This window comes from Bradyrhizobium sp. AUGA SZCCT0105, assembly GCF_018129565.1.
Lineage (GTDB): Bacteria > Pseudomonadota > Alphaproteobacteria > Rhizobiales > Xanthobacteraceae > Bradyrhizobium.
In genome coordinates this window covers 1,826,297-1,839,549 of the sequence record NZ_JAFCMK010000001.1, presented here as the reverse complement: position 1 = coordinate 1,839,549, position 13,253 = coordinate 1,826,297, and the positions used below count along the sequence as shown (strand labels likewise).

Here is a 13,253-nt window from a genome sequence, read left to right as displayed (position 1 = left end):
CAGGGACCCATAACCACAAACGGTCGTTATTGCGCGACGCCGGAACTACGAGTCCCAATCACAACACCCGCCGCGGAGTATGGGTCCCTGCTTACGCAGGGACGACACCGAGCGTGTTGCTTGACAGTTGAGCTCGAAACTCTATTCCGAACGCACATCACCCCACCCTACCCGGCGGCGTCAGGATCGCCTGCTGTGCCGCATGCCAGCTCGCTTCGTCGGGCGCGCAGAGCAAGCCGCCGGTCAGATTGACCGGCTTGTAGGGCGATCCGTCGAAATGTGCGCTGTAGCCGCCGGCCTCGCGATGCAACAGCCAGCCGGCGGCATGATCCCACGGCATCAGCTTGTTGTAGAACAAGAGATGGCAATGGCCCGACGCCGCCATGCGATACTCATGCGCGGCGCATCTGAGCCAGGCGCTGACGCCAAGCCTGGACAGATTGCCGGCGACAGTTGCGCGCAACGGCTCCGGCAGGAAGTTGACACCGACCACCGCGTCCATCTGCTTGACCGGCACCGCCGGGGCCACCCTCAAATCATGCCGCCTGCCGTCCGGCATTTCGAGCCACGCCCCCTCGCCGCGCAGCGCGAATGCAGTGTCGTTGCTGACCGGGTCATGGATCGCGCCGAACACGATTTCGCCGCGCATCGTGGCCGCCACCATGGAGCCGAACAGCGGCAGACTCGAGGTAAAATTCCTCGTGCCGTCGATCGGATCGATGATGAACGCGAGCTCCGCGGTTCCGACCTGATCGAGCGCGGCCGGATCGCGTGCCGTGCCCTCCTCGCCGATCACGACCGCATTCGGAAACGCCCGGAGCAGCGCCGCCGAGATCGCCTGCTCGGCAATTTCATCGGCCTCGGTGACCACGTCGAATGCCGACGTCTTGGTACGGACCTCGATCTCCCGGACGCGGCGGAACCGCGGCATGATCTCGGTGCGGCCGACCTCGGCGAGAATGCTTCCGATGTTCAGCGCATCGGCATGGGACAGTTTCACGCGGCATTCTCCTGCGTTGCGCCGCCATCCTATCGCAGGATCATGACTGCGCGGCAATCACCGGCGCTGGTTGTAGACATCGATGCAGACGGCGCCCAGCAGGACGAGGCCCTTGATCACTTGCTGATAATCGATGCCGATGCCGAGGATCGACATGCCGTTGTTCATCACACCCATGATCATGGCGCCGACCACCGCGCCGCCGACCCGGCCGACGCCGCCATAGGCCGAGGCGCCACCGATGAAGCAGGCGGCGATCACGTCGAGCTCGAAGCCGAGGCCGGCCTTCGGCGTCGCGGTGTTGAGCCGCGCAGCAAACACCAGCCCGGCGAGCGCCGCCAGCACGCCCATGTTGACGAAGGTGAAGAAGGTCAGCCGCTCGGTCTTGACGCCCGACAGCTTCGCGGCCTTGGCGTTGCCACCAACCGCATAGATCTGCCGGCCGATCACGGTCCGCCGCGTGACGAAGCCGTACAGCGCGATCAGCACCGTCATGATGACGAGCACGTTGGGCAGGCCGCGATGCGAGGCGATCAGATAGGTGAAGTAGAGCACCGCGCCCGCCAGCGCGATGCTCTTGGCGACGAAGAACGCGTAGGGCTCGACCTCGATGCCGTGCGACTGCTCGCGCGCCCTGCTCTTGGCGCTCGCGAGCACCAGCGCGAACGCCAGCACGACGCCGATCAGGAGCGAGGTCGGATAGAGCGTGCCGGCGCTCGGAAACAGCTCGGGGATGAAGCCCGACGACAGCTTCTGGAAGGTCGGCGGAAACGGCCCGACCGACCGGCCCTGCAGCACCGCGAGCGCAAGCCCCTTGAACACCAGCATGCCCGCCAGCGTCACGATGAAGGACGGAATCTTGAAATAGGCGACCCAGTAGCCCTGCGCAGCGCCGATCGCGGCACCGATCAAGAGACAGACGATGAAGGCAGTCGGGTAGTCGACATGGTAGCTCACCATCAGCACCGCCGCGACCGCGCCGACGAATCCCGCAACCGAGCCGACCGAAAGGTCGATATGCCCGGTGACGATCACCAGCAGCATGCCGAGCGCCATGATCACGATGTAGCTGTTCTGCAGCACGAGATTGGTGAGATTGACCGGCTGCAACAGCGTGCCGTCGGTCACGATCTCGAAGAACAGCATGATCGCAAGCAGCGACAGCAGCATGCCGTAGTTGCGCAGATTGTTCTTGATGAAGCCGGAATGCTTGGGGGTCTCGGGAAGTGACACCGTCTTGTCGGTCATTGTGCTCCGTCTCCCGCCCGTTCCCCGCTGTCGTGGGCGCCGTTCCCGGACAGCCTGACATTGCGCATGATGGCGCGCATGATCTTCTCCTGCGTCGCGTCGTCCTTCGCGAACTCGCCGACGAAGGCGCCGTCATTCATCACGCAGATCCGGTCGCAGATGCCGAGCAATTCCGGCATTTCCGACGAGATCACCACGACGCCCTTGCCGGCCTCCGCGAGCTCGTTGATGATACAATAGATCTCGTATTTTGCCCCGACGTCGATGCCGCGGGTCGGCTCGTCCAGCAGCAGCACCTGCGGATCGGTCATCAGCCATTTCGACAGCACCACCTTCTGCTGGTTGCCGCCCGAGAGCTGTCCGGCCTCCTGATAGACGTCGGAACAGCGGATCCGCATCCGGCTGCGGTAGTCGCTCGCGGCCTTCAGCTCGACGACATCGTCGATCACGCCGCGATCCGACACCTGGCGAAGGCTCGCCAGCGTCACGTTCTTGCGGACATCGTCGGCGAGGATCAACCCGAGCTGCTTGCGGTCCTCGGTGACATAGGCGAGGCCGGCATGGATCGCAGCCGGCACGCTGGCAAGGTTGGCCTCGCGTCCGTCAAGGCTGATCCTGCCGGAGATATTGTAGCCCCAGGCCCTGCCGAACAGGCTCATGGCGAACTCGGTGCGGCCGGCGCCCATCAGGCCGGCGATGCCGACCACCTCGCCGCGGCGCACCCTGAAATCGACGTTCTTGATCACCTGCCGGGCGGTATGCAACGGGTGATACACCGACCAGTTCTCCACCGTCATCACGGGATCACCGATCGCAACGTTTCGCTCCGGGAAGCGATGCGCGAGATCGCGGTTGACCATGCTGCGGATGATGCGGTCCTCGTCGACCTGCTCGGTCCGGCAATCGATGCTGTCGACGGTGCGGCCGTCGCGCAACACCGTGATCCGGTCGGCGACCCGCGCGACTTCGTTCAGCTTGTGCGAGATCAGGATCGAGGCGATTCCCTGCTCGCGGAATACCAGCAGCCGGTCCAGCAGCGCGGCGCTGTCGGCCTCGTTGAGGCTCGCGGTCGGCTCGTCCAGGATCAGGAGGCGCACCTGCTTCGACAGCGCCTTGGCGATCTCGACCAGCTGCTGCTTGCCGACGCCGAGATCGGTGACGAGAGTGTCCGGCGATTCGCGCAGGCCGACCTGCGCCAGCAGCTCGGCCGTCCGCCGGTACACCGCATTGCGGTCTACCACTCCGAACCGCGACGGCGCGCGCGACAGAAAGATATTCTCGGCGATCGACATCAGCGGGATCAGCGCCAGCTCCTGGTGGATGATGATGATCCCCAGCGCCTCGGAGTCGTTGATGTCGCGGAACCGGCGCTCCTCGCCATCGAACAGGATCGACCCTTCGTAGCTGCCGGCGGGATAGACCCCGCTCAGCACCTTCATCAGGGTCGACTTGCCCGCACCGTTCTCGCCGACCAGCGCATGGATCTGGCCGGCCTCTACCGTGAAGCTGACGTCGCGCAATGCCTGCACGCCGGCAAAGCTCTTGCTGACGTTGCGCATCTCAAGCATCGCCGTCATCGGATCACGTCCCGCAACGTCACTCGTCCTCGGCGCTATCAGCTACGCTCGCCCGCCCTAGTCGAATTGCGAGCGCTTGTAGTAACCGCTGTCAATCAGGACTTTCTCCCAATTGGTCTTATCCACCACGACCGGCTTCAGCAGATAGGACGGAACCACCTTGACGCCGTTGTTGTAGGTCTTGGTGTCGTTGACGGCGACCTCCTTCTTGCTCAGCACGGCATCGACCATGTCGGCCGTGACCTTGGCAAGATCGCGGGTGTCCTTGAAGATGGTCGAGTATTGCTCGCCGCGCAGCATCGCCTTGATCGAGGGCACCTCGGCATCCTGGCCGCTGACGAACGGCATCGGCTGGTCCTTGCTGCCGTAGCCGACGCCCTTCAGGGAGGAGATGATGCCGATCGACAGGCCGTCATAGGGCGACAGCACCGCATCGACGCGCTTCTTGCCGTAGAAGGCGCTGAGCAGATTGTCCATCCGCGCCTGCGCCGTCGCGCCGTCCCAGCGCAAGGTCGCGACCTTACCCATGCCCGTCTGGCCGCTCGCGACCACAAGCTTGCCGCTGTCGATATACGGCTTCAGCACCGACATCGCGCCGTCGTAGAAGAAATAGGCGTTGTTGTCGTCGGGCGAGCCGCCGAACAGCTCGATGTTGAAGGGCCCCTTGCCGTCCTTCAGCCCGAGCGCATTCACGATCGACCCTGCCTGCAGCACGCCGACCTGGAAATTGTCGAAGGTCGCGTAATAGTCGACGTTCGGCGTGTCCCGGATCAGGCGGTCATAGGCGATCACCGTGATGCCCTGGGCCTTGGCCTGCTTCAGCGCATCGGACAGCGTGGTGCCGTCGATCGCCGCGATGACCAGGACCTTGGCGCCCTTGGTCACCATGTTCTCGACCTGGGAGAGCTGGTTCGGGATGTCGTCGTCGGCATATTGCAGATCGGTGCCGTAGCCGCGTTCCTTCAGCACCTTGACCATGTTGTTGCCGTCGTCGATCCAGCGCGCCGAGGATTTGGTCGGCATCGCGATGCCGATGGTCGGCTTGCTCTGGGCGCGTGCGCCCGGTGCGGTCGCAGTAAGACCTGCCAACGCCAGTGCGATCAACGAGACCTTCAGTTTGAACATGCTTCGCTCCCTTGGTTTTTTGAGTTGAGGGTACCGTTGCCGTGGACCGCGTCAATCGACGGCTATCATTCGTGGGCCGGCCGCAGATCCACGGCGATGTCGGATCGGCGCCGGGGCCGTCACGAACCGAAATTGCGGAATGTCGGTTGAACCCGTCAACAGCGCCAATGCTCACTCCACACAGTCAGCCATGTCGATCCTGCAATACCAAGCTCACCCGCGAGTCATGTCGTGGGATGAACGAGGTGTCGGAATGACGTGGAGGATCATGAGGCGCCGGTCTCCCGGAACTGTTGGCAAACGCTACCACCCGCCGGACTTTCTGGTGGTACGTCACCGTCTCGAGCAACCTTTGGTAGATACCACCCCTACTATATGAATGAGCGCACCGACTGGCCATTTATTTAGATATCCAAATAAATTGATCGGAGGCACGGAGGGTCACGAGGCGTTATCTCCCGAAATAATTGAGCAAGCCTCGCCATCCGCTAGGTGCGGCGATGCTTCCGACAACCTTTGGTGAGATTGTGCCCCTACAATGCAACGGAGGCAAGCATCATTTATTTAACTTCCAGAATAAATTAATCAGAGCTGACGGCCGGCCGGCGGCAGCAGCCTTCAAGCGTCGATGTCAGACAGATCGTCAACAACAAGCAACGCTCCGGCGAAATCGTCGTCGCTGAAATAGGTGCTGCGGGTGATGACCACGGGGATGCCCGCCCGCGACGCGGCGATGAGGCCGTTGCCGGAATCCTCGACGGCAATGCAATCCGCCGGTCCGAGCCCGAGTCGCGCCAGCACCTCGACGTAGACGTCCGGAGCCGGCTTCTTCCGGGGCACGTCGTCGCCGGCGACAACAGCCTCGAACAGATCGGCCCAGTCCAGCCCCAGCGCGACCGACAGCAGCGCATCGATATTGCCATGCGAGGTCGTCGTGGCGAGCGCGAGGCGCTGGCCGCGGCTGCGCGCGCCGGCGAGCCAGGCCCTCACGCCCGGCCGCAACGGGCAGTCACCCGCTGCAATCAGCGCGGCGTAGCGCTTGGTCTTGATTCCATGCAAGTCGGCGATATCAGAGAATGTCAGCGACGGAACCGCGTTGCGCTGGTCGAAGGCGCGGATGCGCTCCTTGCCTCCGGCGACCCGAAGCAGCCGCGCGTAGGTGACCTGGTCCCAGAACCAATCGAGGCCGGCTTCGGCGAACGCCTCATTGAAGGCGCGGCGGTGCACCTCCTCGGTCTCGGCGAGCGTGCCGTCGACATCGAAGATCAACGCGCGGGCGCCCGCAATGATGTGGCGCATCCCGGCGTTCCTGATGCCGGCGAGCGCCTGGTTCATCGTGCCTCGCCCACAGCACCGGTCCCTTTCGCGAACACGCGGCTCGCAAGCACGTCGCCGGCCTCGATCGACATCACATCGTCGGCCGTGAGCGTGCGGTCGAGCTTCGCCACGATCCGGTTGGCCTGGCGCAGCCGGATGCGGTCGAGCGCGTTGCGGATCGAGCGCGCATTGGAGAACAGCGGCTGTTCCTTGCGGATGCCGATGTACCGGGTGAAGGCCTCGCGTGCTTCCGGAGAGAAACGATAATTCTGCCGTTGCAACATCAACTCGGCGATCCAGAGCAGCTCCCCGTCGGAATAGTCCGGGAAGTCGATGTGATGCGCGATGCGGGAGCGGAACCCCGGATTGCTCTGGAAGAACTTCTCCATGCGGTCGCCATAGCCGGCCAGGATCACCACCAGATCCTCGCGCTGCTGTTCCATGATCTGCAGCAGGATCTCGATCGCCTCCTGGCCATAGTCGCGCTCGTTCTCGGGGCGGTACAGGTAATAGGCCTCGTCGATGAACAGCACACCGCCCATCGCCTTCTTCAATATTTCTTTCGTCTTCGGCGCGGTGTGACCGATATATTGCCCGACGAGATCGTCGCGCGTGACGCTGATGACGTGGCCGCGGCGCACGAAGCCGAGCTTGTGCAGGATACCGGCCATCCGCAGCGCGACCGTCGTCTTGCCGGTGCCGGGATTGCCGGTGAACGACATGTGCAGGGTCGGGAACGTCGTCGCCAGCGCCATCTTCTGCCTGATGCGTTCGACCAGCAGCAGCGAGGCGATCTCCCGGATGCGGGTCTTCACTGGCTTGAGGCCGATCAATTCGGAATCGAGCTGGTCGAGCACGTTACCGATGCCGAGGTCGGCAAACTCGTGCCGGAGGTCGATGGTCTCGGGCGGCGTCTCGCGGATTTGTTCTTGCGTTTGGGTCATCATCCTCTCGCTTCGAAAAAGGCTCCGTCGCCGCGGCGGCGACGACGGAGAAGTGCATCCGGACCAGGACGGTCGAGGGAGCAACCCGCCTGGCTTGCAAGCCGGACGCGGTCAACGATCGGTGTAGCGTTCGCCCTCGGGGCGCGTCGTCGCATAGGAATGCGTCGCATAATGCAGGTTTCGTCCGGCAGCCTCCTGGCGGTCGAGCCGGAAGCCCGGCTCCTCCCGCGGCCGGTTGACGATGAAGGAGATGCGAACCGACTCCCAACCGTGGCCGGAATCGAAGCCGGAGATCCGGATGTATCGGTCGCCATACACCCGCCGGCAATCGGCGAGCTCCTTCATGATGCCCGCCGCATCGCGCAGGTCGAACATCGGCAGGCCCCACATGTCCCAATAGGTGTTGCGGGGATGCGGATCGTCGGTGAACTCGATGTTCACCGCCCAGCCCTTGTCGAGGCAGTATTGCACCTGCGCGGCGATCTGCTCATCGGTGAGATCGGGCAGGAAAGAGAAGCAGCCTTGGGTCACGCGCATGAGAAACTCCTGTCAGACCGCCATGCTCGGCGTGGGAACGAAATCGGGGGCGTCGGTCGATTCGTAGTTGAAGGTCACGTCCTTCCAGACGTCGAGCGCCTCGCGCAGCGGCGTGCAGGTCTGCGCCGCCTTGGCCAGGATCTCCGGTCCTTCGTGGACGTAGTCGCGGCCCTCGTTGCGGGCGAGGATCATGGCTTCCAGCGCGACGCGGTTGGCAGTGGCGCCGGCCTGGATGCCGCGGGGGTGGCCGATCGTGCCGCCACCGAACTGCAGCACGACGTCCTCGCCGAGCAGGTCGAGCAGCTGGTGCATCTGGCCGGCATGAATGCCGCCGGAAGCCACCGGCATCAGCTTGTTGAGGCTTGCCCAGTTCTGGTCGAAGAACACGCCGTGCTCGAGCTGCATCGGGTTGAAGTCCTCGCGGCAGATATCGTAGTAGCCGCGCGTGGTGTTGGGATCGCCCTCGAGCTTGCCGACCACCGTGCCGGCATGGATGTGGTCGACACCGGCCAGCCGCATCCATTTCGCGATCACGCGGAACGAGACGCCATGGCTGCGCTGCCGCGTGTAGGTCGAATGGCCTGCGCGATGCAGATGCAGGATCATGTTGTTCCTGCGCGCCCACTTCGCCATCGACTGGATCGCGGTGTAGCCGATCACAAGGTCTATCATGACGATGTTGGAACCGAGCTCGTGGGCGAACTCGGCGCGCTCGTACATGTCCTCCATGGTCGCCGCGGTGACGTTGAGATAGGTGCCCTTGATCTCGCCGGTCGCGGCTTGCGCGCGGTTGACCGCCTCCATGCAGTACAGGAAGCGCTCGCGCCAGTGCATGAACGGCTGCGAGTTGATGTTCTCGTCGTCCTTGGTGAAGTCAAGCCCGCCTTTCAAGGCTTCATAGACGACGCGGCCATAGTTGCGGCCGGACAGGCCAAGCTTCGGCTTCACGGTGGCGCCGAGCAACGGACGGCCGAACTTGTCGAGCCGCTCGCGCTCCACCACGATGCCGGTTGCCGGGCCCTGGAACGTCTTCACATAGGCGATCGGAAGCCGCATGTCCTCGAGCCGCAACGCCTTCAGCGGCTTGAAGCCGAACACGTTGCCAATGATCGAGGCGGTCAGGTTCGAGATCGAGCCCGGCTCGAACAGGTCGAGGTCGTAGGCGATATAGGCGAAGTAGCTGCCCGGCGAGTTCGGCACCGGATCGACCCGATAGCACTTCGCCCGGTACTTCTCCGCGGCGGTCAGCCGATCGGTCCACACCACGGTCCAGGTCGCGGTCGAGGATTCGCCAGCCACCGCCGCGCAGGCTTCGGTCGGATCGACGCCGTCCTGCGGCGTAACGCGGAACAGGGCGATGACGTCGGTGTCCTTGGGCTCGTAGTTCGGCTCCCAATAGCCCATCCGCTTGTATTCCATCACGCCGGACTTGTAGCGATCCTTGCCACGCACGGTAATCGATGGCTGTATGTTCATCTCAATCTCCTGTCGTCGTTCGTCGCCGTCTGCTCAGGCGGCCTGGGTGATCTTTCCAATCTGCGGATCGAGCGCGCCGGCGCGATAGCGACGGGCCATTTCCGGCAGTGCAACCACCTTGATCCTGGCGGCATTGCCGGCCGTGCCGAACTGCTCGAAGCGGTCACGGCAGAGTTCGCGCAGCGCATCCATCGCCGGCTTCAGGAATTTGCGCGGATCGAACTCGCTCTTCGACTGCACGGCGACCTTGCGGAAGGCGGCGGCCATCGCCAGGCGGCAATCGGTGTCGATGTTGACCTTGCGCACGCCGTGCTTGATGCCGCGGACGATCTCCTCGACCGGCACGCCCCAGGTCTGCGGCATCTCGCCGCCGAACTGGTTGAACATGTCCTGCAGCGCCTGCGGCACCGAGGACGAGCCGTGCATCACCAGATGCGTGTTGGGCAGGCGCGTATGGATCTCCTCGACCACGCGCATCGCCAGGATCTCGCCGTCGGGCCGCCGCGTGAACTTGTAGGCGCCGTGCGAGGTGCCCATCGCTATCGCGAGCGCATCGACCTTGGTGGCGCGGACGAAATCGACCGCCTGGTCCGGGTCGGTGAGCAGCTGATCGTGGCTGACCTTGCCTTCGACGCCGTGACCGTCCTCCTGCTCGCCGCCACCGTGTTCGAGCGAACCGAGCACGCCGAGCTCGCCTTCCACCGACGCGCCGACCCAATGCGCCATGTCGACCACCCGGCGGGTGATATCGACATTGTAGTCATAGTCGGCCGCGGTCTTGGCGTCGGCTTTGAGCGAGCCGTCCATCATCACCGAGGTGAAGCCGTAGCGGATCGCGGTCGCGCAGGTCGCCTCCTCGTTGCCGTGATCGAGATGCAGGCAGAGCGGAATCTGCGGATACATCTCTTCGAGCGCATCGATCATCTTCGCCAGCATGATGTCGTTGGCATAGGACCGCGCGCCGCGCGAAGCCTGGATGATCACAGGCGCATCGCAGGCCGCCGCCGCCTCCATGATGGCGAGGCCCTGCTCCATGTTGTTGATGTTGAAGGCCGGCACGCCGTAGCCGCGTTCGGCGGCATGGTCGAGCAATTGCCTCAGGGTTATCCGCGCCATGATGGCGTCCTCCTTTCAATTCGCTCGTTGCATGAGCTGTGTTGCCGCCGCGGCGACGGCCGCCGGCGTGATGCCGAATTCGCGGTACAGCACGTCGGCCGGCGCCGAGGCGCCGAAGCCGGTCATGCCGACGAATACGCCGTCGTCGCCGAGCCAGCGGGCCCAGTCGCCCTCGACTGCGGCTTCGACACCGACACGCGGCGCGTTGCCCAGCACCTCGGCGCGATAGTCGCGCGGCTGCTGGCGGAACAGGTCGAAGCACGGGGCCGAGACGACCGCGGCCTTCACCCCTGCTTCCGCCAGCAGCTTTGCGGCTTCGAGCGCGATCGACACCTCCGAACCCGTTGCAATCAGGGTGACGTCACGCCCGAAGGCCGGCTCGACGAGAACATAGGCGCCGAGCGCGACCTGGTTGTCCTTGCTGCCGTCGCGAACCGTCGGCAGCGCCTGCCGCGACAGGCAGAGGATCGACGGCGAGGTCTCTGCCTTCAGCGCACAGTCCCAGGCTTCCGCGGTCTCGACCGCATCGGCCGGACGGAACACCAGCAGGTTCGGGATCGCCCGCAGCGCCGCCAGATGCTCGACCGGCTGATGCGTCGGCCCGTCTTCGCCGAGCCCGATCGAATCGTGGGTCATCACATGAATGACGCGGATGCCCATCAATGCCGCGAGGCGGATCGCCGGCCGGCTGTAGTCGGCGAAGCTGAGGAAGGTGCCGCCATAGGGAATGAACCCGCCGTGCAGCGCGATGCCGTTCATCGCCGCCGCCATGCCGTGCTCGCGGATGCCGTAGTGGATATAGCTGCCGTCGAGCGTTTCCGGCCGCACCGAGACCTGCGACTTGGCCAGCGTGAGATTGGAGTGCGTGAGGTCGGCCGATCCGCCCAGGAGATTTGGCAATGCTTCGGCGATCACGTCGATGACCTGCTGCGAGGCCTGCCGCGTGGCGAGTTTTGGCTGCTCGGTCGCAAACCGCTCAACGAGCTTCGCCATCGCCTCGGCATAGGTGCAGGGCAGTTTCCGGTTCAGCGCGTCGTGGAACGGAGATCGCTCGCCCTTGTTGCCCGTGCAGGCGCTGCGCGAGCGCTCGATCCAGGCCCGCCGTGCGTCGCGGCCGCGGCCACCGAGCTCGCGCCACTCGGCCAGCACGGCGTCGGGGATTTCGAAGGCCGGATACGGCCAGCGCAGCGCGCTGCGGGTCTTCGCCGCCTCATCGCCGCCGAGCGGTGCGCCGTGTACCTTCTCGCAGCCCTGCCGGTTCGGCGCACCGAATCCGATCACCGTGCGGCAGGCGATCAGCGACGGACGATCGCTCGCGCGTGCCTGCCTGATCGCCGCAGAGATTGCCTGCGGATCGTGGCCATCGATGCGGCACACGTTCCAGCCGCTGGCCGCAAATCGCGCCGTCTGGTCGTCCGAGCAGGACAGCGAGGTGGCGCCGTCGATGGAGATCTGGTTGTCGTCGAACAGCACGATCAGCCGGTTCAGCCGCAGATGGCCGGCGAGCGAAATCGCCTCATGGCTGAGGCCTTCCATCAGGCAACCATCGCCAGCGATTACGTAGGTGTAGTGATCGACGAGGTCGTCGCCGAAGCGGGCATTCATCAAGCGCTCGGCGAGCGCCATGCCGACCGCGGTCGCGATCCCCTGCCCGAGCGGCCCGGTCGTGGTCTCGACACCGGGCGTATGACCATACTCGGGATGTCCCGGGGTCTGCGATCCCCACTGCCTGAACGCCTTGAGCTGATCGAGCGTCATGCTCTCGTAGCCGGTCAGATAGAGCAGCGCGTAGAGCAGCATCGAGCCGTGCCCGGCCGACAGCACGAAGCGGTCGCGGTCGGGCCAGGCCGGATCGGCCGGGTCGAACTTCAGGAAGTCCGTGAACAGCACGGTCGCGACATCGGCCATGCCCATCGGCATGCCGGGATGGCCAGACTTCGCCTGCTCCACCGCGTCGATGGCAAGGAAACGGATCGCGTTGGCCATCTCGTCATGGCTGATTTCGGGCCGGCTGGCAACGGACGCAAGTGCAGTCATATCGTTCGCCTCTTTCGTTCGATCAATTGCAGGATCAGCGGGGTCAGGATGAGCTGCATCGCGAGATCGAGCTTGGCGCCATGAATCACGATCGAATTGGCGCGCGACATGAAGCTGTTCGGGATCATCGAGAGCAGATAGGGGAAATCGATGCCACGCGGGTTCTTCAACCGGATCACGACCATCGATTCATCCGGCGTCGGGATCCAGCGCGCGATGAACGGGTTCGACGTATCGACCGTCGGCACGCGCTGGAAGTTGATGTCGGTCTCGCTGAATTGCGGGCAGATGTAATTCACATAGTCCGGCATGCGGCGCAGGATGGTGTCGGTCACCGCCTCGGTGGAATAGCCGCGATGGCTGCGGTCGCGATGCAGCTTCTGGATCCATTCGAGGTTGATCACAGGCACGACACCGATCTTGAGGTCGGCGTGTTGCGCGACATTCACCTTGTCGGTCACCACGGCGCCATGCAGGCCCTCGTAGAACAGCAGGTCGGAATTCTCTGGCAGCGCTTCCCACGCGGTGAAGGTGCCGGGCTTGGCGCCGTAGAGCCGCGATTCCTCTTCGTCGTGCACATAGTGCCGCGTCGTTCCGGTGCCGGTCTCGGCATAGTCGCTGAACAGCTTCTCCAGCTCCTCGAACAAATTGGTCTCGGGGCTGAAATGGCTGAAATGCTTGTCGCCGCGCTCGGCCTTCTCCAGCATATGGCTGCGCATCACGGCGCGGTCGTAGCGGTGGAACGCGTCGCCCTCGATATAGGCCGCAACCACATTCTCGCGGCGGAAGATGTTCTCGAACGTCTTCTTCACCGAGGTGGTGCCGGCACCGGACGAACCGGTGATCGAGATGATGGGATGTCGACGAGACATGCGC

Annotated in this window: 11 protein-coding genes; all 11 read right to left on the bottom strand. The window is 64.2% G+C overall.

The features are described 5' to 3' along the window. Positions 1-157: 157 nt before the first annotated feature. Entirely contained in the window at positions 158-1,000 is an 843-nt protein-coding gene (locus tag JQ573_RS08290) for an inositol monophosphatase (protein WP_312011379.1), read from the bottom strand. A 57-nt stretch (positions 1,001-1,057) separates the two neighbouring features. Beyond that, a complete protein-coding gene (gene mmsB, locus JQ573_RS08285; protein WP_212310919.1) occupies positions 1,058-2,248 on the bottom strand; it encodes a multiple monosaccharide ABC transporter permease in 1,191 nt (396 codons plus the stop codon). Further along, positions 2,245-3,825: a multiple monosaccharide ABC transporter ATP-binding protein gene (gene mmsA / locus JQ573_RS08280; RefSeq protein WP_212310920.1), complete on the bottom strand. Its 1,581-nt coding sequence runs from the start codon at positions 3,823-3,825 to the stop codon at positions 2,245-2,247. Before mmsA ends, mmsB begins: the two co-directional genes overlap by 4 nt. Positions 3,826-3,882: 57 nt before the next feature. After that, positions 3,883-4,950, bottom strand: a complete 1,068-nt coding sequence (chvE, locus tag JQ573_RS08275; RefSeq protein WP_212310921.1) for a multiple monosaccharide ABC transporter substrate-binding protein — start codon at positions 4,948-4,950, stop codon at positions 3,883-3,885. A gap of 618 nt (positions 4,951-5,568) precedes the next feature. After that, positions 5,569-6,285, bottom strand: a complete 717-nt coding sequence (locus tag JQ573_RS08270) for an HAD family hydrolase (protein ID WP_212310922.1) — start codon at positions 6,283-6,285, stop codon at positions 5,569-5,571. After that, entirely contained in the window at positions 6,282-7,211 is a 930-nt protein-coding gene (gene cbbX / locus JQ573_RS08265) for a CbbX protein (protein ID WP_212310923.1), read from the bottom strand. Before cbbX ends, JQ573_RS08270 begins: the two co-directional genes overlap by 4 nt. 111 nt (positions 7,212-7,322) lie before the next feature. Next, entirely contained in the window at positions 7,323-7,748 is a 426-nt protein-coding gene (locus JQ573_RS08260; protein WP_212310924.1) for a ribulose bisphosphate carboxylase small subunit, read from the bottom strand. 12 nt (positions 7,749-7,760) lie between these two features. Beyond that, entirely contained in the window at positions 7,761-9,224 is a 1,464-nt protein-coding gene (locus JQ573_RS08255) for a form I ribulose bisphosphate carboxylase large subunit (RefSeq protein WP_212310925.1), read from the bottom strand. Between the two features lie 33 nt (positions 9,225-9,257). Continuing rightward, positions 9,258-10,340, bottom strand: a complete 1,083-nt coding sequence (gene fba, locus JQ573_RS08250; RefSeq protein ID WP_212310926.1) for a class II fructose-bisphosphate aldolase — start codon at positions 10,338-10,340, stop codon at positions 9,258-9,260. A 15-nt stretch (positions 10,341-10,355) separates the two neighbouring features. After that, positions 10,356-12,377 carry a transketolase gene (tkt, locus tag JQ573_RS08245; protein WP_212310927.1) on the bottom strand — a complete coding sequence of 674 codons (2,022 nt, stop codon included), beginning with the start codon at positions 12,375-12,377 and terminating at the stop codon, positions 10,356-10,358. Continuing rightward, entirely contained in the window at positions 12,374-13,249 is an 876-nt protein-coding gene (locus JQ573_RS08240) for a phosphoribulokinase (RefSeq protein ID WP_212310928.1), read from the bottom strand. The genes tkt and JQ573_RS08240 overlap by 4 nt, the downstream gene beginning before the upstream one ends. Positions 13,250-13,253: the final 4 nt, after the last annotated feature.

Bases quoted from the DNA above. Each gene is read 5' to 3' on its own strand.
- mmsB (WP_212310919.1), bottom strand. From the start codon at position 2,248: ATGACCGACAAGACGGTGTCACTTCCCGAGACCCCCAAGCATTCCGGC.
- chvE (WP_212310921.1), bottom strand. From the start codon at position 4,950: ATGTTCAAACTGAAGGTCTCGTTGATCGCACTGGCGTTGGCAGGTCTT.
- tkt (WP_212310927.1), bottom strand. From the start codon at position 12,377: ATGACTGCACTTGCGTCCGTTGCCAGCCGGCCCGAAATCAGCCATGAC.
- cbbX (WP_212310923.1), bottom strand. From the start codon at position 7,211: ATGACCCAAACGCAAGAACAAATCCGCGAGACGCCGCCCGAGACCATC.
- fba (WP_212310926.1), bottom strand. From the start codon at position 10,340: ATGGCGCGGATAACCCTGAGGCAATTGCTCGACCATGCCGCCGAACGC.
- JQ573_RS08260 (WP_212310924.1), bottom strand. From the start codon at position 7,748: ATGCGCGTGACCCAAGGCTGCTTCTCTTTCCTGCCCGATCTCACCGAT.
- JQ573_RS08270 (WP_212310922.1), bottom strand. From the start codon at position 6,285: ATGAACCAGGCGCTCGCCGGCATCAGGAACGCCGGGATGCGCCACATC.
- mmsA (WP_212310920.1), bottom strand. From the start codon at position 3,825: ATGACGGCGATGCTTGAGATGCGCAACGTCAGCAAGAGCTTTGCCGGC.
- JQ573_RS08255 (WP_212310925.1), bottom strand. From the start codon at position 9,224: ATGAACATACAGCCATCGATTACCGTGCGTGGCAAGGATCGCTACAAG.
- JQ573_RS08240 (WP_212310928.1), bottom strand. From the start codon at position 13,249: ATGTCTCGTCGACATCCCATCATCTCGATCACCGGTTCGTCCGGTGCC.